The sequence below is a fragment of the Desulfurobacterium thermolithotrophum DSM 11699 genome, from assembly GCF_000191045.1.
GTDB lineage: Bacteria > Aquificota > Aquificia > Desulfurobacteriales > Desulfurobacteriaceae > Desulfurobacterium > Desulfurobacterium thermolithotrophum.
In genome coordinates, this window is sequence record NC_015185.1 from 1,438,647 (window position 1) to 1,464,000 (window position 25,354).

The 25,354-nt window shown below is 33.5% G+C and carries 21 protein-coding genes and 1 pseudogene; 8 read left to right on the forward strand and 14 right to left on the reverse strand.

What is annotated here, in order from left to right; genetic code table 11:
- Positions 1 to 10: 10 nt before the first annotated feature.
- From DESTER_RS07415 to smc, 9 genes are read right to left on the reverse strand one after another with little or no spacing between them, the layout of a single operon-like run.
- On the reverse strand, positions 11 to 1,231 hold the full coding sequence (locus DESTER_RS07415; RefSeq protein WP_013639022.1) for a prepilin-type N-terminal cleavage/methylation domain-containing protein: 1,221 nt from the start codon (positions 1,229 to 1,231) through the stop codon (positions 11 to 13).
- On the reverse strand, positions 1,228 to 2,085 hold the full coding sequence (locus tag DESTER_RS07420; protein WP_013639023.1) for a type II secretion system protein: 858 nt from the start codon (positions 2,083 to 2,085) through the stop codon (positions 1,228 to 1,230). The genes DESTER_RS07415 and DESTER_RS07420 overlap by 4 nt, the downstream gene beginning before the upstream one ends.
- The gene (locus tag DESTER_RS07425; protein ID WP_013639024.1) at positions 2,075 to 3,100 is read right to left on the reverse strand and encodes an SPOR domain-containing protein; all 1,026 of its coding nucleotides are present in this window, start codon (positions 3,098 to 3,100) and stop codon (positions 2,075 to 2,077) included. Before DESTER_RS07425 ends, DESTER_RS07420 begins: the two co-directional genes overlap by 11 nt.
- Complete coding sequence (locus tag DESTER_RS07430; protein WP_013639025.1) at positions 3,097 to 4,617, reverse strand: type II secretion system protein GspD; 1,521 nt, start codon at positions 4,615 to 4,617, stop codon at positions 3,097 to 3,099. The genes DESTER_RS07425 and DESTER_RS07430 overlap by 4 nt, the downstream gene beginning before the upstream one ends.
- Positions 4,614 to 4,961, reverse strand: a complete 348-nt coding sequence (locus tag DESTER_RS07435; protein WP_013639026.1) for a hypothetical protein — start codon at positions 4,959 to 4,961, stop codon at positions 4,614 to 4,616. Before DESTER_RS07435 ends, DESTER_RS07430 begins: the two co-directional genes overlap by 4 nt.
- Positions 4,961 to 5,506 (reverse strand): hypothetical protein, encoded by a 546-nt coding sequence (locus DESTER_RS07440; RefSeq protein WP_013639027.1) that lies wholly within the window; start codon positions 5,504 to 5,506, stop codon positions 4,961 to 4,963. Before DESTER_RS07440 ends, DESTER_RS07435 begins: the two co-directional genes overlap by 1 nt.
- Positions 5,493 to 6,764 carry a hypothetical protein gene (locus DESTER_RS07445; RefSeq protein WP_013639028.1) on the reverse strand — a complete coding sequence of 424 codons (1,272 nt, stop codon included), beginning with the start codon at positions 6,762 to 6,764 and terminating at the stop codon, positions 5,493 to 5,495. The genes DESTER_RS07440 and DESTER_RS07445 overlap by 14 nt, the downstream gene beginning before the upstream one ends.
- Positions 6,761 to 7,987 carry a type II secretion system F family protein gene (locus DESTER_RS07450; RefSeq protein WP_013639029.1) on the reverse strand — a complete coding sequence of 409 codons (1,227 nt, stop codon included), beginning with the start codon at positions 7,985 to 7,987 and terminating at the stop codon, positions 6,761 to 6,763. Before DESTER_RS07450 ends, DESTER_RS07445 begins: the two co-directional genes overlap by 4 nt.
- 3 nt (positions 7,988 to 7,990) lie before the next feature.
- Complete coding sequence (gene smc / locus DESTER_RS07455; protein ID WP_013639030.1) at positions 7,991 to 11,497, reverse strand: chromosome segregation protein SMC; 3,507 nt, start codon at positions 11,495 to 11,497, stop codon at positions 7,991 to 7,993.
- Positions 11,498 to 11,568: 71 nt separating this feature from the next.
- On the opposite strand from smc, the gene DESTER_RS07460 reads away from it, so the two are divergent.
- Entirely contained in the window at positions 11,569 to 12,543 is a 975-nt protein-coding gene (locus tag DESTER_RS07460; RefSeq protein WP_013639031.1) for an SDR family NAD(P)-dependent oxidoreductase, read from the forward strand.
- On the opposite strand, the gene DESTER_RS07465 is transcribed toward DESTER_RS07460, so the two are convergent.
- The 3 genes from DESTER_RS07465 to nusG are packed head-to-tail and all read right to left on the reverse strand — an operon-like array spanning position 12,540 to position 17,231.
- Positions 12,540 to 15,254, reverse strand: coding sequence for a replicative DNA helicase (locus tag DESTER_RS07465; RefSeq protein ID WP_013639032.1), 2,715 nt, complete (start codon positions 15,252 to 15,254; stop codon positions 12,540 to 12,542). The two genes, DESTER_RS07460 and DESTER_RS07465, sit on opposite strands and share 4 nt — an antisense overlap.
- The gene (gene trpE, locus DESTER_RS07470; protein WP_013639033.1) at positions 15,251 to 16,732 is read right to left on the reverse strand and encodes an anthranilate synthase component I; all 1,482 of its coding nucleotides are present in this window, start codon (positions 16,730 to 16,732) and stop codon (positions 15,251 to 15,253) included. Before trpE ends, DESTER_RS07465 begins: the two co-directional genes overlap by 4 nt.
- A complete protein-coding gene (gene nusG, locus DESTER_RS07475) occupies positions 16,725 to 17,231 on the reverse strand; it encodes a transcription termination/antitermination protein NusG (RefSeq protein ID WP_013639034.1) in 507 nt (168 codons plus the stop codon). Before nusG ends, trpE begins: the two co-directional genes overlap by 8 nt.
- Positions 17,232 to 17,359: 128 nt before the next feature.
- Here nusG and DESTER_RS07480 point away from each other — a divergent pair, with 128 nt between their 5' ends.
- From DESTER_RS07480 to DESTER_RS07510, 7 genes are all read left to right on the forward strand, one after another.
- A complete protein-coding gene (locus tag DESTER_RS07480; protein WP_013639035.1) occupies positions 17,360 to 18,793 on the forward strand; it encodes an RNA-guided endonuclease InsQ/TnpB family protein in 1,434 nt (477 codons plus the stop codon).
- Positions 18,794 to 18,873: 80 nt separating this feature from the next.
- Positions 18,874 to 19,905, forward strand: coding sequence for a tRNA preQ1(34) S-adenosylmethionine ribosyltransferase-isomerase QueA (gene queA, locus DESTER_RS07485; protein WP_013639036.1), 1,032 nt, complete (start codon positions 18,874 to 18,876; stop codon positions 19,903 to 19,905).
- A complete protein-coding gene (locus DESTER_RS07490) occupies positions 19,835 to 20,722 on the forward strand; it encodes a DUF3108 domain-containing protein (protein ID WP_244829529.1) in 888 nt (295 codons plus the stop codon). Before queA ends, DESTER_RS07490 begins: the two co-directional genes overlap by 71 nt.
- Positions 20,722 to 21,180 carry an NUDIX domain-containing protein gene (locus DESTER_RS07495; protein WP_013639038.1) on the forward strand — a complete coding sequence of 153 codons (459 nt, stop codon included), beginning with the start codon at positions 20,722 to 20,724 and terminating at the stop codon, positions 21,178 to 21,180. Before DESTER_RS07490 ends, DESTER_RS07495 begins: the two co-directional genes overlap by 1 nt.
- Positions 21,170 to 22,552: a bifunctional UDP-N-acetylglucosamine diphosphorylase/glucosamine-1-phosphate N-acetyltransferase GlmU gene (gene glmU / locus DESTER_RS07500; protein ID WP_013639039.1), complete on the forward strand. Its 1,383-nt coding sequence runs from the start codon at positions 21,170 to 21,172 to the stop codon at positions 22,550 to 22,552. Before DESTER_RS07495 ends, glmU begins: the two co-directional genes overlap by 11 nt.
- On the forward strand, positions 22,549 to 23,337 hold the full coding sequence (trpC, locus tag DESTER_RS07505) for an indole-3-glycerol phosphate synthase TrpC (RefSeq protein WP_013639040.1): 789 nt from the start codon (positions 22,549 to 22,551) through the stop codon (positions 23,335 to 23,337). Before glmU ends, trpC begins: the two co-directional genes overlap by 4 nt.
- Entirely contained in the window at positions 23,313 to 23,933 is a 621-nt protein-coding gene (locus tag DESTER_RS07510) for a redoxin domain-containing protein (RefSeq protein WP_013639041.1), read from the forward strand. Before trpC ends, DESTER_RS07510 begins: the two co-directional genes overlap by 25 nt.
- Positions 23,934 to 23,953: 20 nt before the next feature.
- Here the strand turns inward: DESTER_RS07510 and rpmB are convergent, their stop codons facing one another.
- Together rpmB and DESTER_RS07520 are read right to left on the reverse strand one after the other, a co-directional pair.
- Positions 23,954 to 24,142, reverse strand: coding sequence for a 50S ribosomal protein L28 (gene rpmB / locus DESTER_RS07515; protein ID WP_013639042.1), 189 nt, complete (start codon positions 24,140 to 24,142; stop codon positions 23,954 to 23,956).
- Positions 24,143 to 24,174: 32 nt separating this feature from the next.
- Positions 24,175 to 25,316: pseudogene (locus DESTER_RS07520) on the reverse strand (IS481 family transposase).
- Positions 25,317 to 25,354: the final 38 nt, after the last annotated feature.

Below are 25,354 nucleotides of genomic sequence, written 5' to 3' on the forward strand. Positions count from 1 at the left end.
CTAAGAAAAATTATTCTGAAGAACAAGTAACTACCGTTAGATCCCTTCCATCATAGTTATAGGGTATAACACATTTAACTTGAATATCACAGTCTCCATTTGCATCAAGCTCAGAAACGTTTCTTGCTAATGGTACGTACTCATTCCCTCTCCAATAAAATGTTACGGATATAAAATCACGTCCATAAAGAGTATAAGGCGATGAGTAGTTCCTAGTAGAACCTTCTGGAATTAAAAATATTTTTTCTTCAACACCTTCCCGGTCATTGTAACTATATCTAAGAGGCCATACCCAAATCCAATTTTGCCCCAAATTAACAGCCGTGAAACGAAAACTATAACCTGAAGCACAATTTGAATTATTTTCTCCTGTTTCACTGCTGGATGTTCCGTTACCTGAAGAATTTATGACTATAATAAAATCCTTACAGGATTTATAAGAAGAAGGTGTATTGCTATCCTCAACACAAATTTTTATACTTGCTGATGTTAGATTTGATGGCATTCCAGATAGAGTAAGGATGGAAGATTCTTGATAGTTTGGACATACAGCATTGGGAGTTATATTAATCCCTGAGGGTGGTAAACCACTATAGCACCATTTGTAAGGCTTTATCCCTCCAATTGCCATTACTTCTGCATAATAACTTTCGCCGACAATCCCTGAAGGCAGTTCGTTGTTCAGTATTTTTAAGGGATTTCCAAGACAACCTAAGTAGTTTTTAAGTTCGGGTAAAGTTACGAAGCGAACTAAGTCTTTTGTTGAGTCTGTAGTGATTGTGCCGTTGCAGGCAATATCGTTCGTTACTTTAACATCATTGCAGTAAGTATCAGAAGTATAGTCAGAACCTTTTGAAAACACTATGAAAGCTACGTTGTTAACTGTCATTCCAGTTGCATTATCTTTGTAGGTTAATTCTGTATCTTTTAAGTCACACACTGTTGCGTTTTTAGGTGATAAAAAATTAGAAGTTACTTTATAAGCTACTATCGTAATTATGTCTTGAGAGTAAGAGTCTTTTACTTTCGGGATTTGGGATAAATCTATCTTTTTAGAAGAAGAGATTGTTCCTATTACCTGTTCTACTTGACTGTTTAGTAAATTTTTTGTTTCTTTCCGCTTGTTCCACTTTATAAACTGAATCATAGTCCCCATTCCAATGCCAAGTATAAGTCCTAAAATAACAAGAATTATTGCCATTTCAATAAGAGTAAAACCAGACCGTTTCATAGCTTTCTCCTTATAACTGTTATCAAATAATTCCTTGAAGCTAAAAAGGGAGGATTAGAACTATCCTTAACTTCTAAGTTTATCGAAACTTCACTAGAGGAAAGCAAAGAAATAAAATCTTTTGAATCATCTTCTGAAAAAACAATTTTACAGTAAGGGAAGGCTTCACTTCCCTGAACAAGATGATTTTTAAAAAAACTTTCTACCGTGCTATTTTCACTTGTTACATCACATTTATATGGAGGCTTTCCTCCAGTTGCAACAAGTGTAATGTCGTAGTTTTCTCCTTCAACTATTGGAGGCAAGGAATCAGTCAATATACTAATTCCTTTGTTACTACAACATTGAGTTTTAATTTCGTATAACGTTATGTATTCCCATAAATCATCATTCTTAACTTCCACTTTATTCAAAGAAACGTTCGAATCCAAAACTCTATTTGCAGACGGTGAAAGGATAACAGCAACCACATCTTTTACTTCATTTCCTGATGGTAAGATTACAGAAAGAGATGTAGTTTTTAGTGAACAAGGATTACTATCGTTAGTATCTAGAGCATAAATAAGTTCAATATCATTGTTCCAAGCATCTTTAAGGTAGTAAGAGTCAATTTCTTTTTTTTTCACTAAGTTACCTGTTTTACAAAAGTTTCTCAAAATAAAAGTCTTAAAATTTAAAAGTTTATCCTGAGTATTATCTATTTTTGCAGTTTCAATTCCTGATATACAACTTCTAATTCCTAATCCTAGAAGAATACTTACTATAACAAGGACTATAGCAATTTCAATTAAACTAAACCCTTTTCTAAAACCTTCTTTATATCCCCTTAATTTTCCTTTTGACTTAATGTTCATCTTTCGATTTCAAAATAAGTTTAATTTGATTCAAAACTTTTAAGACTTCTTCCCTATAATCTTCATAAAACTTGTTAGCCTTAGTTAATTCTAAGAAAATTTCAAAATCTTCAATAGCCTTTTTATAATAACCTTTCTTTAGGTAAGCAACTGCTTCGTTATAGTAAATCTCTGGTAAAAATGGATACTTGTTTTTCAGCTTTTGAAATTCAAGAATCGCTTCATCAATATTTCCACTTCCTAATAAGGATATGGCTAGGTTTACGCTATAACTGATTTCTTTAGGATTTAAACTATGCGCTCTTCTAAATGCTATTACCGCAGCTTTTGGTGAGTTTAGCTTCAAGTAAAGAAAACCTATTCCTGCATAAGCTTCTGCATAATCAGGATCTATCTTTAAAGCTTTCTTAAACGCATTTAAAGCTTTTGTATACCTTCCAAGATGGGTATAAGCATACCCTAAGTAGGTATAAAGCTTTGGATTTTCTCCTCCTTTAGTTATAGCAAGCTTTAAATATTTTACAGCATTTGTACAGTCCTTTTTTCCCATACATACTTTAGCTTTTTCTATGTAGAGATATACAAGTGAGGAAGCATCTTTCTTCTCCTTTTCTTTAGAAATATCACTTATCCTTTTAGGTTCTACTGTTCTTTTTTCTTCTTTATGACTTTTAGTTTTTGAAGTTTTTTCTTTAATAACATAATTAGAAGGGGGAATAGAGTGACTTGATAAGATCATAATAGGCTCTATTCTATATTTTCTAAGATCGTTTTTCAATTTTTCTTTTTGTAACTTACAAATCTTAAAGTTTTCAAAAGGTCCTACTCTTACACCGTAAATTTCTTTAAACTTTAGAATATACACAGGTTTATCAGTTTTTACATCTTCAAAAAGCTTTTCAGCAACTTTTAGGCTTTTAAAAGAGGCAAGTTGAACAAAACAAAATCTATCTTCAGAAAAAGCCTGAATAGTAAACGCCAAAAATATTAGCAAAATTAATAGTAACTTCCTCATTTGGATGACTCCACATAAGGAGTTAACATGATAACTAACTCAGTTTTTGAAGAAATAGTAGATGTTGACTTAAAAGCATTCCCTAATAACGGAATATCTTGAAGTATTGGCACTCCTTCTTTTTCCTTCGATTTACTCTTAGCTATAAGACCTCCAAGAATTACTGTTTGTCCGTTCTTTACTCTTACAACAGTATTAAGTTGCCGGATATTTACAGAATAAACCTTATTTATAAAGTCAGTTGTTTCACCCGTACTTCCTGTTATCAAAGGAGAATCAAGAGAACTGATGGCTGGACTTATGTTTAGAATAATGTTTCCTTTATCATCGATTTTCGGGATAATAGTAAGAACAACACCTTCTGTTAAGATACTGTTTGTTGTAACTTCCTCAGTAGTTAAAGTTGTAGCTGTTTGAGAACTTGTAGAAGTGGTAGAAGTTGTTTGCGTTCTATAGATTGCTAGATAATCTCTACCCACCTTTATCATTGCAGGCTGACCATTCATGGCAAGAATTCGAGGAGAAGAAAGGACATTTACTTTCCCAAATTGAGAAAGAATTCCTAAAAGTCCAGAGAATGTATTGTTTACTTTCACGATACTAAGTTGAAAAGGTTTCCCTTCAGGAGCTCCAGAGTTAAAAGATATAGTGTTATATTCCCCTCCAGAACCTAAGAAATTACTAAATGTGAGATATTTCCAGTTAATACCAAGCTCATTTCTCTTATCTAGTTTAACTTCTACTATTTTGGCTTCAATAAGAACCTGACGATCAGAAATTCCGTTAATAGTATCTATAAACTCTTTTACCTTTTTCAAAGTTTCTGGTTTTGCTGTAACTATTACTGTTCCACTTATTGGCTCTACAGAATACGAAGCAGTTTTATCATTTTTAACAATCACATCAATCGAACTTTTAATATTGTTCCAAATGTCCAAATCATAAGAATTACCTATCGACATTGTTGCTGTACTGGTAGTTGTTGTAGATCCTGTTCCTTCAGAACTTCCACCAATGGAGGCTTCTATTGATGAAGAAAACTGCCTTTTAGTTTGAGGTAGATTTATATGAAAAACTTTGGTTTCTTTGGATATAACATATATATTTTTTGCATCAATCTTATAAGAATAACCAAAAGGTTTTAAAAGAGAATTTAAACTATCTTTTAGAGATTCTCCTTTTAATTCAATGGAAACTTTTCCTTCAATATCAGGAGGAACTATCACATTGTATCCCGTAGCTTTTCCAAGTGCAAGAAGAGCTTTTTTTAGATCAATATTATCAAAAGAAAGATTTACTAAAACATTTGTTTCTTCTTGTTCTTGAAAACTTTCCATTTCTTTAAGAGTTGGTGTTTGTACAGGCAAAGGCTTTAAATTTAAAACAATAGGAGCTTTTTTCTTTTCTTTCTGAACAGCAGGAACAGATGGAGAAACTTTAACCTCTTGTTTTTGGTTAACAGAACATCCCCCCAATACTATTAAAATCAGAGGTAGAAATTTTTTATAATTAATCATTTTATTTTGTCCTCCACAACCTCTTTGCTTTTAAGAAGATCTATTCTTAATTTTATATTGAAACTTCTGCATTTTAAAACTACAGAAGAGTTTGTTACATCTATCTTATTTACTGTACATCCTTCAATTTTATCACCTAACTTTAGATACTTTCCATTTATTATCGCCATTGAAAACTTTCCACCTACAATTCCTTCTAAGTGCAATTCCGGAAATTTTTGTAATGGTATTTTTCTTTCTATTTTTTTCTTGGGAGGATGAAGCTGGCTAAGAGGATAAAAAATCCCTGCAAATGCAACTTTTTGAAAAAAAACTAAAAGAAAAACGATAAAGAGAACACTCATTACGGTCTCCTTAACCTTACTAAAGGTGCTTTGAAAGTTAAATTCATTAATAAACTTTGAGTAGGTAATAATAGTTCTAGTGATTGAAGTTCCAGTGGTATATTATTACTTAAACTATCTAAAAGCTTAATAACCTTATCTTCATTTCCTTCTGTTGATAGTTCTACCAAAATAAGGTTAACCGGATCTTTCCCTGTTTCTTCCAACGTCTTAAAGGACAAAACTTTTACTTTATGCTTTATTAAAAGACTTGTAATTATTGAGTTAAGAGAAGTAACATCGTCATATTTTATTGAAGTTTTTACTTTTCTAAAAATCCTTTCATTTTCAAAAGATATCTTCTTTAATTCTGCTTTCTTTTCCTTTGTTCTTTTATCCAAGGAAACCAGTTTTCTCTTTAAAGACCTTATCTTACTTGTTTCCTGCTCTATTTTATTTGATAGGTCATTTATTTTATATACTTCATAGCAAAGAATTCCCAAAGGTATGAAAATCATTAGCAGCCATAAAAAATTTTTCTTTAGAAAAACTTCAATCTTTTCCATAATAAACCTTCTTAAACTTTATACTAAAGTCAGCCATGAGAGCTCTTTTTTCCGGAATCTCTTTTACATCTATAATTTTGACATTATCAATAAACGGATTCTTTTTAATCAGATTTATAAGTCTGTAAAACTCAATAGGTGATGATAGATTCTTACAAAAGGTAATTGTAGATAACTCAAACTCAGAATTTTTCGAAGTAGAAAGAGACAGCACAAAAGTATTTGCTCTATCACTTATCTTATAAAAGCTATATAGAAATTCCGAAACTTGATCTCTTTTCAAAGAGAGAAAATGCTTAATCTCTGGTTTTGACTGAAAACTTTTCTGAACCTGAATTTCTTTCTCAAGTTTTGAAAGTTCTGTTTGAAGTTTATTAACCTTAAGAGAAAGCATATTTCTTTCTTTATGAAGATGGATTAATTGTTCATTCAGTTGATTGATTTTTAAAAAAACTATTCCTGAAGCTAAAAGCAAAAAAACAAATGCTGCAATAGCATAATGCCCAAAAGCAAAAGTAGAAGTTTCGTAAAAATAAGGTACTTTAGAATTGCTGAGAGCAAAAGGGATAAAAAAATTAAGTTCTTTTTCATTTATTGGTAGCTCTACTAATTCTGTCAGAGGTTTCATTTCAAATCTAGAAGTTTGAAAAAAGTCTAAATCTCCAGAACAGTATATTCTTGTTATTTCTGTTTTTCTTTGTTCTTTATAGTACTCTAAAGTTAATTCAACAGCATCGTCAAGAGAATTTTCTGTTTTAAAAGTTCTAACATAGTCAATCAATCCATTATGAAAGGCAATAACAATGTAGTCATCCTTAAATGAATGAATAACTATGAAATTTCCTTCCACTTTACCCGTCAGAAAATTACTTATAACCTGAGCAGTTGTTGTTAATGCTTTAAGGTGGTTAAATCGTTGTAAGAATTCCTTTCTCATAATAGAAACTAGCACTCTATAACCAGAGTTAGCAGGAAATTTCGAATATATCCAGACCATTTCCTCTATATTAGCAATAAATTCGAGATCTTTAGAAATTTTCTGTTTAATTGCTAATTTTAAGTGCTTTTCCTTAAGCTTAGGAAAGGAATAAACCTTATCCATTACAGAACTATCAGTAAAGGAAGCTATTAACCTTTTAGGCTCATTGTAATCAGATAACGAAGTATTTACATATCTAAAGCTTCCTTTAAGTATCCCTTCCTTTTCCAAAACCCGAAGATTTCCGGAAGCATCAACTTCTGCATACGCAGTTTTCATCTTAACCCCGAAATAATATTGTAAACAGGTAAAAGAATACCTAAAGCAACTATACCAAGAATTCCCCCAAGAACTAATTGAAGTGTAGGTTCTATAACCACTGTCATTGTTTGAATCTTTCTTCTCATATCATCTTCATAAATTTCTGCTAATCTCAAAAGAGATTTATCTAAAGCTCCTGTTTCCTCTCCTAACTTTATCATTCTAATAATTGTGCTTTGGAAAAAACCAGATCTTTCCATTGCAACGGACAGCATATCCCCAACCATGATATTTTCCTTTACTTTCTGAAAAATACTCTTTATATATAGATTTTGTTCAACATGATTAATAATTATATCGAGAGCTCTTAAAATAGTCCCTCCACTCCTATAAACTTCAGCAAGAGCTCTCATATCCCTAGAAAGACTAGCTTTTTGAAAGATATCTCCAATTAATGGAAAACTAATCTTCAGTCTATCCCAAATATATCTTGCCTTAATAGAATATCTCATTATTAGCTTAAAGAAAATAACAAGAAGAATAGGAGTTATTACAATTTCTTTCCAAAATATTTGAACATATTTTCCTGACCAAAGAAGGATTTTTGTCGGCAAAGGATATTCCTTTAATCCCATAGCAGTTATAGCTGGAATTATCTGCGGAATAATGTAACCAAACATAATTGCAATTGTAAACACCATTATAAAGGAAACGAAGATAGGATAAGAAAGTGCTTGTTTTACTTCTTTTTCTATCGAAATGACCCAATCAAGATATTCTGCATAGTTTAGGAACACTTTTGGTAATGCATCTGTACTTTCTCCTACCTTGACAAGACCTATTAACTCCGGTGGAAATGCACCTGTAAGCTCCATAGCTTCAGAGAGAGAACTTCCAGCTGTTACCCTTTCTCTCAAGGTTTCCATAACTTTTCGAAAATACTTGTTTTTTGAACTTTTACCAATATCTTCCAAAATCTCAAGCACTGAAATTCCCATATCAAGTGCCCGGCCAAAATAGAAACAAAAGTCAGCAAGCTCTTGCTTAGAAATTTTTCTTCGCTGGAAAAGATCTAAAAGAGAAAATTCCTTTAAAAAGGAAAACCAATCTTTTTTATATTCAAGAAGTATTACATCTCTTTCAGAAAACAAAGAAAAAAGCTCACTTTCGTTTTTTGCTTCAACAATCTCCGTATTAACAATCCCATCTTGGCTTAAAAAAGTAACTTTATATCTAGCCATGTACTATACCGATAAAATAGATTCAAAAGAAACTCCTATTATCTTAGAAACGCCAGGTACTTCCATTGTTACTCCATAAAGAACATCAGCAGCTTCCATTGTTAACTTGTTGTGAGTAACTACTATAACTTGAGTTTCAAGAGCCATCTGTTTGAGAAGTTCTATAAATCTTAGCGTATTTGCATCATCTAATGCTGCATCAACTTCATCTAAAACAACAAATGGAGCAGGACGAACTGAATAAAGAGCATAAAGAAATGCAAGGGCAACTAAAGTTCTCTCACCCCCAGAAAGAAGATTAATATTACTGTGTTTTTTTCCAGGAGGCTTTGCTTCTATCTCAATTCCTGCTTCTGAGATATTCTTATCAGTAAGAATTAACTTTGCATCTCCACCACCAAAAATTTGTTTAAAGGTTCTTCTAAAATTCCTGTTAACAGCTTTAAGCGTTTCTGTAAACTTCTTTTCTATCTCTTCATCAAGTTTTCTTATAGCTTCTCTAAGGTTTTTTATTGATTCTATTAGATCTTTTTCCTGTTCTAAAATAAATCCATAGCGTTCTTTTACTTTTTCGTATTCTTCAATAGCAAGAAAGTTTACATTTCCGATTTTTGAAATTTTTTCCTTGAGATTTATGAGCTCTTTTTTTACTTCTTCTTCGCTCCCTGCAGCTAAAGCTGCCTCAAGTGCATCAGAAACACTCTTTTCAAGTTCAAGTATCTTGGAAATTATCTCTTCCTCTTTTACATTAAACCTTGCAACAGCAACTTCCGTTTCTTTTAACTTATTTTGAACTTCGGATAGATCTTTATTTTTACTTTTTAAAGCTTCTTCTTTAGTCTTTACCATAGATGTAATTTCTCCTCTTCTCTCCTCAAGAAGTTGAAGCTCTTTTTTAATTTCATCTATTGACTCATCAACTCCTCCTAGAATTTCTTCTGCTCTTTTTACTCCAATTGCTGCTTTCTTTAAATTTTCTTCATCCTTTTCAATCCTTTTTTCTATTTCCTCAATTTCTTTCTGCAGTGTTCTCACAAAGCGTTCCTTACTTTCTTTTCTTTCTTTTAAGTTCTTTAGTTTCTCTGCAAGGAGAATCTTTTTTGAAACATACTTAGATAACTCCTCTTTTTCAATTCCAATGTTTGCTTCTAGTTTCTTAATATCTTCTTCTAATTTCTCTATTTCTTTTACTAGTTCATCCTTCTTTTTAGAAAGAGATTCTATTTTTTGTAGAAAAATATCTTTCCTTGAATTGTAAGAGTTAATAGATTCAACTGCCCTTTTCAGCTTATCTTCAAGTTCATTTTCTTTTCTTTCTAAATCCGCAAGTTTTCTTCTTGCTTCCTTAATCTTAGAACCAACTTCAAAAAGCTCCATTTTCTTTTGCTGAATAGCTTCTTTCAAAGAATCTATTCCTTCTTCCTTTTCATCTATTTCTTCCCTAATAGGTAAAACTTTAGACTGAAGACAAGATAAAACTTTTTCTTCACGAGTAAGTTTTTCTTTTAAGTTTTCAAGCTCTTTTTCCATTTCAAGAAGGGAGTTCTTTTTAAACTTTCCTACAATAGAACCTGTTCCTGTAAAAATGTTAAGTTCTTCGTCTATGAAAACACATTGAGGGTATTTCCTTGCAAGTCTTTCTGCACCAGAAGGTACAAAGAAAACATTTGAAAAGAGCACATTTACAAGGTTTAAAATTCTCAAATCCTTTGGTTTAACGTGAGAAATAACAGGTTTAGCTTCTTCTATCTCTATCTTTTTTACATTTCCAACATCTGCTGAAAGAAGTAAAACTCTGCCACTTCCTTTTATTCTTTCCTTTACCCAAATTACATCTTCAAAAGTTTCAAGAACTATACCTGCTCCAAATTGTGATAAATAACTTTCTACAATCTTTTCCCACCCATTATCAACATCTATAAGATTTACAAGAAGTCCAATATATCCCTTTACTTTTCCTTTTTTTCCACTTTCAATAATTTTTTCTTCTAATTTTCCAAGATTTATAGAAGTAAGAAACTTTTCTATACTTTCTATCTTCGATCTCAAAGAAACAATTTCTTCTCGTTTCTCTGAAACTTCAGAGTTTATAACTTCCAATCTTTCTAAGAGTTCTTTCTTTTCTTTTTTCAGATTTTCAAGTTCCTCTTTAAGTTTTTCTATTTTCTCCTTTAAAGAATTTTCTTTTTCTACAAACCTTTCTATGTAAGATAAGTAGTATTCTTTTTCTTTTTGGAGCTTCTCAATTTCGCCTGGAAGTTTTTCCTTAATATTCTTAAGTGACTTAAATCGTTCTTCTTCTCTTGCCATATCAAGTTGAAGTTTAGATATTTGTGTTGATGTTGTCGACAAAGAAGACTTTAATTCTTTAAGTCTTTCTTCAAAAGCTTTTCTTTTCTGCTGGAGCTCTTTAACTATTCTTTCTTTTTCTTTTTCTCTATTTTCTAAATCTTCCAATTTTTTTTGAAGTTCTGACTCTTCTTGGAAAATTAATTGGAGCTCTTTTCTTATAGATTCTATTTTTCTTATTTTGTGCTCTCTCTCAAACGTTTTTTCTTTTAGTTCTTCTTCTAACCTTTTTATTTCTTTCTGCAAAAATTCCCTTTTAACAGAAGCTTCTTTTTTGCTTTTCTCAACTTCATATAGCTCCTGAGAGGTTTCTTCTATTTCTTTTGTGATGCTTTCTAACTCTTTCCTTAGTTCCTCTAATTCAACCTGAAGGACTGACACTTCTCTTTCAAGAGATATTCTATCTTCCTGAAGTAGTTTTAGAGAATTCTCAGAAACTTCTTTTTCAAGTCTCAAGTTCTTTAGCTGAAGTCCTAAAAGTTTGAGTTCGAGCTCTTTTTCAAGATTTCGGAGCTCTTGAAACTTTTTTGCTTTTTCAGCCTGACTTTTTAAAGTTCTTAAATTTTTTCCCACTTCATCTATAACACTTCTTACACTTTCAAGGTTTTGCTCGGCTTCAGAAAGTTTTTGGAGAGTTTCTTCTTTCTTTTCTTTAAAAGAAGTTATTCCAGCAGCTTCATCTATGAGAAGTCTTCTTTCCTGCGGTTTCATCTTCAAAACTCTATCTATCTGTCCCTGTTCAAAAAAAGCATAATCCCTATTTCCAAGTCCAATAGATGCAAAAAATTCCTGAATATCCTTCAATCTGACCTTTCTATTATTGATCAGGAACTCACTATCTCCTGTAGATTTAATCCTCCTCTTGAGCTCAACCTCAGACTCCGAAAAAGTAAACAGATCATCCTTAATGAGTGTTATAGAAACCTCAGCACTTCTTGCAGCTCTTCTTCCTTCTGAACCTTTAAAAATCACATCCTTTATGTTCGATGCTCTCATTCCCTTAATAGAAGTATCTCCTACAATCCACTTAAGAGCATCAACTATGTTGCTTTTACCACAACCGTTTGGACCTACAATACAGTTTATTCCTTTAGAAAACCTAATTTCAGTCTCATCTGCAAAAGATTTAAATCCCTTTAATTTTAAGGACTTTATAAACATGAAACCCTCCTTGGCACAATGAAATTATACTTTATTCTGTGTATAATTGAGAAAAAAAAGGAGATAGAGAAATGAAAACAGTTTTTCTTACTGGTGCAGCTGGGTTCATTGGATATAAAACTGCCGAGATACTTATTCAAAAAGGGTATAACGTTATAGGTGTTGATAACCTAAATAATTATTACGATGTAAGACTAAAAGAATATCGACTAAAAAATTTAGAGAAAAACAAGAATTTTAAGTTTTACCAAGTTGATATAGAGAATTTTGGAGCTCTAAAAGTCATATTTGAAGATAATAAAATAGATGGAGTCATCAACCTTGCAGCAAGGGCAGGTGTAAGGTATAGCCTAATAGATCCTTTCGTTTATGTAAGAACGAATACAACAGGAACTTTAAACCTTCTTGAATTAATGAAAGATAAAAAAGTAAAAAAGTTTGTTCTTGCCTCTACTTCCTCCCTTTACGCTGGACAACCTATGCCTTTTAAGGAAGATTTGCCTGTTAATACACCTATTTCTCCTTATGCTGCAAGTAAAAAAGGTGCTGAAGCAGTAGCCTATTCCTATCACTATCTTTATGGCATTGATGTAACAGTTTTAAGATATTTCACAGTTTACGGTCCTATTGGAAGACCTGACATGAGTATTTTTAGGTTCATAAAGTGGATAGATGAAGGAAAACCTATAGAAATTTTTGGTGACGGAACTCAAAGTAGAGACTTTACATATATTGATGATATAGCAAAGGGAACAGTTAAAGCACTTGAGACAGAAACAGGTTATGAAATAATCAATTTAGGAGGAAATAAACCTTACGAACTTAATTACGTTATAGAGTTAATTGAAGAATATATTGGTAAAAAGGCAGAAAAAATCTATAAACCTTTCCATAAGGCAGACTTAAAAGCAACTTGGGCAGACATAGAAAAGGCAAAAAGAATCTTAGATTGGGAACCGCAAATTCCTCTTGAAGAAGGATTGAAAAAAACAGTAGATTGGCACATTGAAAATAGGGAATGGTTGAAAAACATTATCTTGCCTTAAAAGTCAAAATCATAATCTTCTGAATCATCAAAGTTAAACTGATTATCTTCTATTATAAAAGGTTCCTCTGGAGGAGCCTTAACTTCTTCCTTTTCTTCCTTTTCTTCTTCTACAACATGTTGAACAGCTGATTCCTCAAGATTTTCAAATCTTGTAAATTCCTTTATAAATGCAAGTTTTGCCGTTCCTGTAGGACCGTTTCTCTGCTTTGCAATAATTATCTCTGCTATTCCTTGCTCCTCGGGATCAGGATTCTTCTTATAGACCTCCGGTCTATGGATAAACATCACAACGTCTGCATCTTGCTCAATACTGTTATGAACAATGACGTCATTTGCTACAAAGTTATGAACTTCAGGAACAGTCATATCATAAACTTCCTCTTCACCTAATTCCTTTATCTCTACAATCTCATCCCACAAAATGTCTGAGGTCGCAAGATTAAAGAGAATTTCATCGGGAATTGCTTCAAATATCCTTAAAAGCCTTTCTCTTGAAACTCCATGTTTAAGAAGAGTAGAACCACAATACGAAGTATTAATCCTCTTAGAAAGCTCCCTCCATGAAATACCATATCTATCCTTACTTCTCTTCACATAAAGAGTCCATACTTCCTTAGGAATAACATCCTTATTCGGATTGTATTTCCTATTACTTAAAATTCTAATCGCTTCAGGTATTATTTTTCCTCTACTACCAAAGCAACCTATTTCTTTTAAGAATTTTAATTGATTATTTCTATCGGTTATGTGGAGCTGATAAGTTGGTCTAAAGTTCTCTTTCTTTGAAATTGCAATTTTTGAAAGGATTCCTAACCTTAGCAATAGATGTTGTAGCTGGTGTATTAAGATTTTACTTGTTGAAGAGTAGTAAATTGAAACATTACCTTTTGAAATGCTTATATTTCCATCCGTTGCCCAAAGATGCTTTACAAAAAGCTTTAGTTTTTGGTTGTCGCATTCAAACAGTTTTTCTGGAAGTTCCTTTTCATAAGCTCTAACTCTTTTAAGATCTAATCTTTCATAGAGAAGCGTAATTGGATGTTTTTTCCCGTGTGTAAGTCTATAGGGAGACGGTAGATAAAGATGATACCAGTTCTCCTGCTTTACAACTTTTCCTTTTATTCCGTAAAGCCTTTCAGCAACTTCTTTCACTATGTTTATGTTTTCTAAATCTGCTGATGTGTAGTGTATCGGCTGTTTCGGAAGTACACAACCATCACCTATCAAATGAGCTAGAAGAATTACCTCTTCCTCTTTTAATGAATCTTCCCTAACTTCTAGATTATATTGACGTGGAACAGCTATCCAGTCTCCAACTTTCAGTTCATCAAGTCTAACCCATCCAGAGAGTTTTAGAAACGGATGATTGGCACTTGCCTTAATCTCCCTACCAGAACGTGTTTTTAAAAGATAAACCTTTTTCCTTCCAGAAGGAAAAACTTTTGTCACTCTAAACTTGCGTATCTTTAAATCGGTATCAAGAGCAAGAGTATTAAAAGTTTTTCCTACAAGCTCTTTTATTGGAATTCTCTTTCCAGTATCTGCATCAATTATTAAAGTATCTCCTGTTAAACAACCACTTTCTCTTAGATCAGAAAGCTGAGGTCTCTTATCTGATCTGTGCTCAACCTGTCGGGAAAGCTGAGAAAGAGCAATTAACGGTACATTTAGCTCCTTTGCAAGTGCTTTAAGAGAGCGAGAAATTTCAGAAACTTCTTGCTGTCTACTTTCTGTTCTTCTGATTCCCCTCATAAGCTGAAGATAGTCAACTATAATTAAATCAAGTCCTTTTTCGCTTTGAAGTCTCCTTGATTTTGCTCTCATTTCTAAGATGGTAATTCCTGGAGTGTCATCAATGTAAATTGGTGCTTCCCTGATTCTGTCAGCAGATTCAAGTATCTTGTCTATTTCCTGAGGAAAGAGGAAACCTGAACGAATTTTGTGAAGAGGAACTCCTGAATCTTGAGAAATTAACCTTGTCACTATTTGCTCTTTTGACATTTCAAGGCTAAAGAAAGCCACTGTTTTTCCTTCTTTAACCGCAATGTTATAAGCAATCGATAAAGCAAAAGCAGTTTTACCCATAGATGGACGGGCTGCTAAGATTATGAGATCGGAATCATGGAAACCTGAAGTCATTCTATCAAGTTCAGTATAACCAGAAGGGAGACCTGTGACCATCTCCCTTCTAGAAGCCAACTCTTCTATCTTTTTCACTATTTCCGGAATAACTTCACAGATGGGAGTAAGAGTATTTGTTATTCTTTCCTCTGAAAGTGAAAAGACTCTCTTTTCTATATCATCTATTAAAGTATCAGGATCAGGTGTTTCTTCCACTTTTTCATTTATGTGTTTTGCGACATCAATAATCTTTCTAAGAAGTGCTTTATCTTTTACTATCTTGCAAGCGGATTCAAACTTTTCGTAACTATCTAATGCAAATTCTACGACATAACCTAAATGTTCTTCTCCCCCTACTTTCTCAAAGAGATTTCTTTTTATAAGCTCATCTTTAAATGAAATCTCATTTAGCTGTGTTTCTGTATATCCTTCGGCAATAAGATCCCTAATAAATCTAAAAAGTACTTTATTTTGCTCTTTAAAAAAGTCTTCTGGCTGCAGAAGCTCAACACCTCTAAAGATGAAAGAGGGTTGGACTATCATTGAACCTAAAACTGAGTATTCAGCTTCAATATCAAATAGCTTCATCCCTTTAATCCTTTTTCTGCGAGCTCTACTGCCTTAAAAAGTGCCTTAGCCTTGTTTACAGTTTCTTTTACTTCTAACTCCGGAATAGAATCTGCAACGATTCCTGCACCTGCTTGAATATAAACTTTATTTCTTCTGACGATTGCTGTCCTTATAGCTATCGCAGTGTCAAGATTTCCATCAAAGGAAAAATAGCCTACTGCTCCAGCATAAACTCCCCTTTCTGAAGGCTCTATTTCGTCAATTATTTCCATGGCTCTTACTTTGGGAGCTCCAGAAACAGTTCCAGCAGGAAAACACGCTCTAAGAACATCAAAAATACTTTTATCCTTTCTTAAGCTTCCAACTACGTTAGAAACAATATGCATAACATGGGAGTATCTTTCTATAATCATTAAATCTGTTACTCTCACACTTCCAGTTTCGGCAACTCTGCCAACATCGTTTCTAGCAAGATCAACAAGCATAATGTGTTCAGCTCTTTCCTTTTCATCAGATAAGAGCTCTTTTTCCATTGCGATATCTTCTTCTAACGTTTTACCTCTTCTCCTTGTTCCAGCAATCGGACGAGTTTCAATAGTTCCGTCTTCTACTCTTACAAGAACTTCAGGTGAAGCTCCAACTATTTGAAAGTCCTCATAGTCAAGAAAGTACATGTAAGGAGAAGGATTTATGTGTCTTAAAGCCCTATAAAGAGTTAAAGGGTCTCCATAGAAAAATTTCTCAAAACGTCTTGAAAGAACTACTTGGATAACATCTCCTGCTCTTATATACTCTTTTGCTTTTTCAACTGCTTTCATAAAATCTTCGTTGCTAAAGTTTACCTGCCAAGAAGATTCAGAACCAACAGGCTCGATTTCTCTGTGAGGAGAATTTTTTTTAAGGAGCTCTTCTATCTTCTCTATAGTTTCTACCGCTCTTCTATACTCGTTCTCAAGCTCTCCTTTTTCTGTCAAAATATAAGAAATTATCTTTAAAGTCTTAGTTACGTTATCAAAAACAAGGAGAACTTCTGGAATTGAAAAAACCATATCGTATAAAAAAGAGTCCTCTTTAAATCTATTTACATTAACTCTTGGCTCAAAAAACTTAACAACATCATAAGAAAGATAACCGAAAAAACCTCCCCAAACTTTTGGAAGACCTTCCAACTTATAAGGACGAAGAGATGAATAAACTTCTTCAAGAACTTCAAGAGGATCATTTTTAAAAGTCCTAACTTTTATTCTACCTAGATTCTCTATAAGAGCAAAATTCCCCTTACTTTTTATCGTAATCAAACTTCCAATTCCAATAATAGAAAATCTACCCCACTTCTCTCCTCCTTCTACACTCTCTAGGAGCATATTTGCTCCCAAAGGCTTAAGTTTTAAAAACGCAGAAAGAGGAGTTTCAAGATCAGCAAGAACCTCTTTAAAAACCGGAATTAGGTTATAACCATTTTGAGAAAGTTCCTTAACTCTTTCTATCTCAAGCATTCTTTCTCTCCGTCGTAATTTCTACATATTCAACTGGTACCTCAAGCGTTAGAGAATTCATAGCCTTCAAAAGTACAACCACTCTTTCTTCACCCCTTTTCATCTTGAGAACTTTACCTGTAAAATTTCTAAAAGGTCCATCAACTATCTTTACACAATCACTTTCCTTAATTCCCAATTTATTCTCTATCAAACAGCCATTAACAGATCTTAGATACTCAATAAACTCTTCACTTAAAGAAGGTACCTGATTTCCGAATTTTACCACTCTTTTAACACCCCTAGCGAAATGAACATTGAAGAAATCTTTGACTACTGAAAACTTTGCAAACATGTAAAGTGGAAACATAGGCTCTACTTTCTCTATGCCCTTTTTAACAACTTTTACTTTTGGATAAAAAGTTTTAATACCTATCCTTTCAAGCTGAACTTTTACAACTTCTTCTTTTCTTGGTTTAATATAAACAACATGCCATTTTGGCGTGTCAATTTCAAACACCCTTCCCCTCCTTGCAAACAGTTCTTGATCACATTACATTTCCTTATAAATCATTAGTCTTTATACAACTTGTCACTTCTATATCTCGAATATAAATTCATTCTAGAACATCAAAAAGGAGTCCTACCTTGCTCCTTACCTTATCCATCTCCACTATCAAAAGAAGCACCTGTAACAAACTAAAAAGAGCTTCAAAAACCTTCCAGCAGTTTAAAAATCTTCTTTACCTATGTGCGTTAGAATATCACAAAAACACAAAAGATATAAAACCCTTTCTATTAAAAACATTCCTCGAAAAATTCATTAAAGGTAGAGAAAACCTACCTTTTGAGAATGAAAATATAAGAAACTGGAAGAAAGAACTTGTTGTTTTGTGGACTGAAAAGATAGGTTCAGACACAGCAAAAGCTCTCGTTGGAGTTGTGGCAAAGGAGTTCAAAAATATCCTAGAAAAGTGGAAAAAAGGAGAAAAAGCATCACTTCCAAAGCCAAGAAAGCTAAATACTCTTTACTCCTTCACTCTTGAAACAAATCCCAATATGGTTGTAGATAAAAGAAAACTTCAAGGAAAAAGAAATTCTAACCACATAGTAGTTAGAATTGGAAAAGATTTTGGAGCAGTTAAGTTTAAAGTTCCTGAAAGTTTAAAAATAAAACATATCAAAATAAACTGGTCAGCATCAGGAGAAGTAACTTATCTAACAAGCTATGAAGTTCCTAAAAGTGAAGTTATTCTAAACAAAGAGTTTTTCCTCTCAATTGACTTGGGAGTCAAGAATTTGATTTCTGCAGTTTCCAACAAAGAGGATTTACCGTCGTTTATCATCAATGGCAATCCCTTAAAAGCATTCAACCAATGGGTAAACAAGCTATCAACAAAACTCCAAAGTGAAGGAAAAGAATTAGAACACAAGAAACTCTGGAATTATAGGAAAAAGAGGATAGAACAGATATTTGGGATGGTATCAAACTTTATAGTTACTATCTGTTTAAAAGAAGGAATAGGAAGAGTAATCATTTCAGACTCTTTGACTAAAGAATACAAAAAAGAAGGGACAAAAGGAAAAAGATTCAATCAAGAGTTTAGACAAATACCACTTGGTAAGCTGATACAAAAACTAGAGTATAAATGCAAGTTAGCTGGAATAGAATTTTTGAAAGAACCAGAACCTTATACATCTCAAGTTTCTTCAATAACAGGTAACATAGAAGAAATAACAGGAAAGGACAAAAAAGAAATAACAGAAGAAGACGTGAAGAAACTAAAAATTACAGGTAAAAGGATAAAGAGAGGTCTTTTCAAAGACTTAAAACTCAACAAAGTTTTTAATGCAGACCTTAATGGAGCTTTAAATATTGCGATTAAGAAGCTCGGAAAAAGAGTCAGAGAAGGATTTTTAAAACTTTCAAACTGGATAGATAAGCTCAGTAGAGCTGTTAGGATAACTCTTTTTCCACATGAAAAGTATTCCCTGAGTCTCTTTAAGGAGATAAGGGATAGTAGTTCCTACCTTGCAAAAGGTAGCGAAGGACATCTGTTAACGATAGCTAATGAATGCTAACGAAAGCTATTGTTTTTCAGATGTCCTTTTCTTGATTTGAATCATAAATTTAACATGAAAAAAGTTAAACGGGAAAGGAAATGAAAGTAAGCGATTTTGACTACAAACTTCCTAAGGAATTGATAGCAAAGTTTCCTGTCGAGCCAAGAGACTCTTCAAGACTTATGGTTCTTAATAAAAACACGGGAAAAATAGAACACCGAATCTTTAAAGATATAGTTGAGTATTTAAAAGCCGGAGATGTTCTTGTCATAAACGATACAAAAGTAATACCTGCAAGACTTTTTGGAAAACTTGATACTGGTGGAAAAGTAGAAATCCTACTTGTTAGGCAACCTGGACTTAATACATGGGAAGTAATGGCAAAACCTGCAAGAAAACTAAAAAAAGGAAGGAAAATTTCTTTTGACGAAGAACTTGAAGCAGTTGTTAAAGAATATAGTGGAGAAGGAAAAAGAATTATTGAGTTTGTAATAAAATCCAATAAAGACTTTATGGAAAAGATAGAGGAAATCGGACATATTCCTCTTCCCCCTTACATAGAGAGAGAAGAAAAACCTGAGGATAGAGAAAAGTATCAGACAGTTTTTGCAAGAAAGGAAGGTGCAGTTGCGGCTCCAACTGCAGGATTGCATTTTACTACTGAACTTCTTGAAAATTTAAAGAGCAAAGGAATTATAATTAAAAACATAACTCTTCATGTAGGTCCTGGAACTTTTAAACCTGTGAAGGTAGAAAACGTGGAAGATCACCAAATGGATTATGAAACTTACTATGTTCCAGAAGATACAGCCATTGAGATAAACAGAGCAAAAGAAGAAGGGAGACGAGTAATAGCTGTTGGAACAACTGTTACAAGAACGTTAGAAAGCGCAGCAGATGAAAGCGGAAAAGTAAAGCAAGGAGAAGATTCTACAAATCTCTTTATCTATCCAGGATACAAATTTAAAGTAATAGATGCACTTATAACAAACTTTCATTTACCCCGTTCTACACTTTTAATGCTTGTAAGTGCTTTTGCGGGTAAAGAGAGGATACTAAATGCTTACAAAGAGGCTGTTAGGAAAGGTTATCGTTTTTATAGCTACGGTGATGCTATGTTCATTTTCTAAATCTTTTGCCTTTGAAGCGAAACTCATAATATCGGAAAAACCTTCTGATTACGATTTTGATGGAGAGGTTCTAAAGTATAGGCTATACTGGACAATATTTCACGTTGCTAATTCAAGTTCAGAAGTAAAGAAAATAGATAAGAATCACTATAAGATTTCTGGAAGAGTTTCAACAGCAGGAATTGCTGAATGGTTTAAGTCAATAGAAGATAAAGGTTTTTCTATATGGAATGAAGAAACAAAAGTTCCAGAAATTACTTTTCTTTCTCAACGAGAAGGAAACTACGTAAAAGATAAGATTTATACCTATGATTTAAAGAAAAAGGAAATTAAGTACATAAAAAAGAAACCAGGAGAGAAAGAAAAACAAACAAAAACAATAAAAATTCCGTTCATTCCTTTTGAGGATATAATAACTTCCGTTTTCTTTTTTAGAAAATACGGAGTTTTTGAAATTGGAAAAGAAACGGTTTTCCCTTTATTTACAGGAGAAAAATTTCAAAATGTAAGTTTTAAAGTCCTCAGTAAGGAAAGAATATCAACACCTCTGGGAGATATAGAAACCTACAAAGTAGTTCCTTCTAGTAGTCTTTCACCAAAAGGAGCATTTGAAAGAAGGGGTAAGGTTTACTTTTGGTTCACAGCCGATAAAAGACATATACCTGTAAAAGTAGTAGCCGAAGTAAAAGTAGGCAGTGTCAGTGCTGTTTTAGTTGATGCAAAGGGAAAAGACTTTGATCTAAGAAAAGAATACGAAAAACAGAAAAAGAAAAGCTTTTTAGAAAAAATGATGGATGGAAATCTTGGAGGAGACTGATGCTCAAGGTAGAAACACCACTTGTTGCAGTTGATGGAATAATAAATGTTCAGGACGAAAATGGAAAGTTTATAGGAATAGTTCTAATAGAGAGAAAGTATCCACCTATCGGGCTTGCTCTGCCTGGAGGTTTTGTAGAGGTTGGAGAAACCGTGGAAAGAGCAGTTATCAGAGAAATGAAAGAAGAAACAGGACTTGACGTTATAATTCTAAAACAATTTCATGTTTATTCAGACCCTGAGAGAGATCCAAGAAGACACTGTGTTTCTGTAGTCTTTGAATGTGTTGCAAGAGGAGAACCTAAGGGTTCAGACGATGCAAAAATAGCAAAAGTTTATCCCTACAATGAAATTCCTTTTGAAAAACTGGTTTTCGATCATAAAAGAATCATAAAAGATTATCTCAACTGTTCCTTTTCTATTTTTAAAAAGCTCTTAGGAGGAAAAATTGAGCTTTAAAGCAGTTATCCTCGCAGCAGGAAAAGGAACTCGCTTCAAATCAGACCTGCCAAAGGTTCTTCATAAAATACTTGGTAAACCAATACTTTGGTATGTTGTGAAAGCTGCAAAAAAAGCAGGAGCTGAAGAAATAATCGTTGTTGTGGGACATAAAAAAGAACTGGTCGAAGAGTTCTTAAAATCAGAATTTCCCGAAGTAAAAACTGTTTACCAAGAACAGCAGCTTGGCACCGGCCACGCTGTAATGTGTGCTGAGGAACTTCTGAAAGACTACAACAAAAAAATAGTTGTTTTAAATGGAGACACTCCTCTTGTAAAAGCCGAAGAGATAAAAAGACTTGCTGAAGTAGATGGAGATATGCTTGTTTTAACTGGAGAGATTGATAACCCCACAGGCTATGGAAGAGTGATAAGAGACGGCCGAGAGATTTTAAAAATAGTAGAAGAGAAAGACGCAACCGAAGAGGAAAAAAAGATAAAAGAAGTCAACACAGGAATTTATTCTTTTGATCCTAAGAAGTTGTTTGAAGCTCTAAAAGAGATAGACAACAATAACGCTCAAGGCGAATATTACCTTCCAGACGTTTTAAAGGTTTTCAAGTGTAAAGGCTGGAAAGTTGTTCCAGTAGCCACCCGCGACTTTTCAACCGTTATGGGAGTCAACAATAGATATGAACTTTCAAAAGCTGAAAAAGTCCTTCAGGAAAGAATTGTAAAAGCACTTCAGCTTTCTGGTGTTACAATCCACAACCCGGAATCTGCCTACATAGAACCAGAGGTTGAAATTGGAATAGATACAGAAATCTTTGCTCCTATCTACATTAAAGGAAAAACAAAGATTGGGAAAGGCTGTTACCTTGGAGCTTTTTCTGAGATAGTGGATTCCACAATTGGTGATGAAACAAAAGTTGAAAGCCACTCTTGGATAAAAGGAGCAGTGCTTGAACCTGAAACCTCTGTAGGACCTTTTGCAAAGCTAAGACCTGGAACTTACCTTGAAAGTAGCGCTAAGCTTGGAACCTTTGTTGAAACAAAGAATGCCTACCTTGAAAGAGGAGCCAAAGCAAACCACCTGACCTATCTTGGTGATTGCAGAATTGGAGAAAATACAAATATTGGAGCTGGAACAATTACCTGTAACTACGACGGATTCAACAAGTGGAAAACGGAAATTGGAAAAAACGTTTTTGTTGGAAGTAATACTCTTTTTATAGCTCCTGTCAAAGTAGGTAATAATTCCATCACTGCGGCTGGATCTGTTATTACTTCTGACGTTCCTGAAAATACTCTTGCTGTTGGAAGAGCAAAACAGTTAAACTACGAAGGAAAAGCAGAAAGGATTAGAGAAAAAGCAAGGAGAAAAAAGAAATGAACATTCTTCAAAAAATAGTTGAACATAAAAAGGTAGAGATTGAAGAGCAAAAGAAAAAATTTAACCTTTCCGTTTTGAGAGAAGAAGCTGAAAAGATGGAAGTTCCATACAACTTCAAAGAAGCTCTCATCAAAAAAGGAATAAACATCATTGCTGAAGTTAAGAAAGCTTCTCCCTCCAAAGGAGTTATAAGAGAAGATTTTGACCCTGTTGAAATTGCTCTAAGCTACGAAAAAGGAGGAGCGAAAGCAATTTCTGTTTTAACAGATAAGAAATTCTTTCAGGGCTCACCTTTTTATCTGAAACAGGTTGCAGAAACGGTTAAACTGCCAGTTCTTAGAAAGGATTTCATAATTGACGAGTTTCAAATTTACGGAGCAAAAGTTCTTGGAGCTTCTTCATTTCTACTCATTGTTTCGATACTTTCAGATGAGCAACTTAAAGATTTTGTTCTTTTAGGCAGAGAACTAGGAATGGAACCTTTGATTGAAACTCATGATGAGAAAGAAGTAGAAAGAGCTCTAAAAGCAGATGCCGAAATAATAGGAGTAAATAACCGAGACCTAAAAACTTTCACTGTTTCAATAGAAACAACTCTTAAACTTTTACCCTTAATAAAAGGGGAAGGGAAAGTACTTGTTTCTGAAAGTGGAATAAGAGGGAAGGAAGAAATTATAAAATTAAGGAAAGCCGGAGTTAATGCCTTTTTAGTTGGAGAAACTCTTATGAGAAAAGAAAATCCAGAGGAGGTTTTAAAAAGTTGGGTTTCCCTAGAACATGCTTAGCTCTAACATTCGTAATATCCATCCCTGTAAATTCATTCGGAGACTGGTATATTCTTATACCTAAAGCTCCTCCTCAAGAAAGACCTTCACCTAAAAAAACTCCGCCTCTTCCCAAATTAACGCCTCCCAAAGAAACAAAGCCTTATACAGTTGAAGTTAAAAAGATATTTGCACCTGACTTTTCAATTCAAACAGCAAACTTAAGGAAATTAACAAGAAAAAAACTAGAAGGAAAAAAAGCAATTTTTGTTTTTCTCAATGGACTTTACACTCCCACTTCTGAATCAATTTTGTTAGCTTTAGAAAAATTTCTTAAAAAGAAAAAAAATACTGTTATAGTAGCAGTAGACATAAATGATTCAGATTTTTCCATTCTTAAAAAGTTTAAAAAAAGTATGGAACTAAAGAAAGTTTTACTCACTGCAGATAGTTACGTATATGAACAATTTAAAAAGAAAATAAAGGATTTGAAAGTTCCTTCCTTAATAATAATTGATCGTTTTGGTTTCATAAGATACTTTGCAGATAAAATAACTTATGAAAATATCACTACACTAGATAAGGAATTGGAAAAGATACTAAAAACTTTAGGATAAAAAGCGGCAACCGCCGCTAACTAAATAGCTTTTGTTACCTTTCCAGCCTTAAGGCACTTTGTACATACCCAAATTCTTTTCTTTTCTCCATTTACTACTGCCTTTATCTTCTGCAAGTTTGGTCTTTGTTTCTTGCTTGTTACTCTGTGAGAGTGACTCACTTTGTTTATAAAGATAGTACTCTTTCCACAAATTGCACACTTTGCCATTTTTTCTACCTCCTATTTAAATCGTCTAATTTCTACATCCCCCAAAGAGGGGAAAATAACAAAAAGCATAAAAACGTAGTGGCAAATTTATCATTACAAAGTCTAAGTTTCAACCTATTGTTCGAGTTCAATACATGGTGGACACCTTGATGACTTCTAATATAGTCCTCAAACTTCTCAGCGGGAGTCTTGTAATTTAAAGAGTGATGGGGTCTAAGAAAGTTGTAAATCTTTAAATACTCAAAAAGTTTTTTATTCATCTCATCAACAGTCGGTTCTGTTCCTTCTATCATCCATAGTTCACTTTCTGTCGTTTGAATAAACCTTTCTACATGCGCATTAGTCTTGGGAGATTTCGGATAACTAAAGTAGTGTTCTATCCCTTTTCTTTTAAGATATTCGTCTAACTCCCCTAAAAATTCGCTCCCGTTATCCGTTTGAACTTTCTCTATCTTGAAGGGAAGAAATTTTTCAAGTTCTCAAAAAACCTTCTTCCGCTCCTGCTGCTTTTTGTAGAATAAACCTTGGCAAATGCTATTCGGGTGAACTTGTCTATTGCCGTGAACTGGTAAAAGGTTTTACCGCACCAGTAGAGGTATTTAACGTCCATGAGGATTGTTCCTGGTTTGTCTGCTCTTAGTCCTTTTCTGGTGCGGTTCTTTTTCCCTTTCTGTTTCTTCCTCTTGTAGGTACTTTTTAGTTTCCAGGTTCTTTCTATTAGTCCGTGTCTTTTGAGAGTTCTGTAAACTGTAGAGGATGATATTTTTACATTTAGGTATCTTTCCATGAAGGCTGCTATCTTTTCTTTGCTCCAGGTTAGGAATTTTTCCCTTATTGTGACGATGATGTGTTCTATTTCAGGTTCTATTTGTGGTTGTCTTACTTTATGAGGTCTTTTGCTTCTGTCTTGGAGTCCTTCTATCCCGTACTTGTCGTATCTTTTTTCCACTTGTAGAAGGTTGTTGGACTGATGCCAAAGTATCTGCATGTTTTTCTGGCGTTGCCTGTTTTGTGGTAGTACTCTATCCATTTGAGTCTCCTTTTAACGTTTCTGTCTTTTGTTAGGTCAAGTTTCTTTTTTACTCTTCTTCCTTCTTTCAGGGGTTTCTTTGAATGCTGTATTTGTGCTTGATATATGGAGGGATGTTCCTTTGAATCTTTTCAATTGTTTCATCGGTGGACACCTCCTTGTGGTATTCAAAGGTTATTGTA

Bases quoted from the DNA above. Each gene is read 5' to 3' on its own strand.
- DESTER_RS07445 (WP_013639028.1), bottom strand. From the start codon at position 6,764: ATGAAAACTGCGTATGCAGAAGTTGATGCTTCCGGAAATCTTCGGGTT.
- queA (WP_013639036.1), top strand. From the start codon at position 18,874: ATGAAAGTAAGCGATTTTGACTACAAACTTCCTAAGGAATTGATAGCA.
- DESTER_RS07465 (WP_013639032.1), bottom strand. From the start codon at position 15,254: ATGAAGCTATTTGATATTGAAGCTGAATACTCAGTTTTAGGTTCAATG.
- DESTER_RS07440 (WP_013639027.1), bottom strand. From the start codon at position 5,506: ATGGAAAAGATTGAAGTTTTTCTAAAGAAAAATTTTTTATGGCTGCTA.
- DESTER_RS07415 (WP_013639022.1), bottom strand. From the start codon at position 1,231: ATGAAACGGTCTGGTTTTACTCTTATTGAAATGGCAATAATTCTTGTT.
- trpC (WP_013639040.1), top strand. From the start codon at position 22,549: ATGAACATTCTTCAAAAAATAGTTGAACATAAAAAGGTAGAGATTGAA.
- smc (WP_013639030.1), bottom strand. From the start codon at position 11,497: ATGTTTATAAAGTCCTTAAAATTAAAGGGATTTAAATCTTTTGCAGAT.
- DESTER_RS07425 (WP_013639024.1), bottom strand. From the start codon at position 3,100: ATGAGGAAGTTACTATTAATTTTGCTAATATTTTTGGCGTTTACTATT.
- DESTER_RS07430 (WP_013639025.1), bottom strand. From the start codon at position 4,617: ATGATTAATTATAAAAAATTTCTACCTCTGATTTTAATAGTATTGGGG.
- DESTER_RS07435 (WP_013639026.1), bottom strand. From the start codon at position 4,961: ATGAGTGTTCTCTTTATCGTTTTTCTTTTAGTTTTTTTTCAAAAAGTT.
- DESTER_RS07450 (WP_013639029.1), bottom strand. From the start codon at position 7,987: ATGGCTAGATATAAAGTTACTTTTTTAAGCCAAGATGGGATTGTTAAT.
- rpmB (WP_013639042.1), bottom strand. From the start codon at position 24,142: ATGGCAAAGTGTGCAATTTGTGGAAAGAGTACTATCTTTATAAACAAA.
- DESTER_RS07420 (WP_013639023.1), bottom strand. From the start codon at position 2,085: ATGAACATTAAGTCAAAAGGAAAATTAAGGGGATATAAAGAAGGTTTT.
- trpE (WP_013639033.1), bottom strand. From the start codon at position 16,732: ATGCTTGAGATAGAAAGAGTTAAGGAACTTTCTCAAAATGGTTATAAC.
- DESTER_RS07490 (WP_244829529.1), top strand. From the start codon at position 19,835: ATGCTTACAAAGAGGCTGTTAGGAAAGGTTATCGTTTTTATAGCTACG.
- DESTER_RS07495 (WP_013639038.1), top strand. From the start codon at position 20,722: ATGCTCAAGGTAGAAACACCACTTGTTGCAGTTGATGGAATAATAAAT.
- DESTER_RS07460 (WP_013639031.1), top strand. From the start codon at position 11,569: ATGAAAACAGTTTTTCTTACTGGTGCAGCTGGGTTCATTGGATATAAA.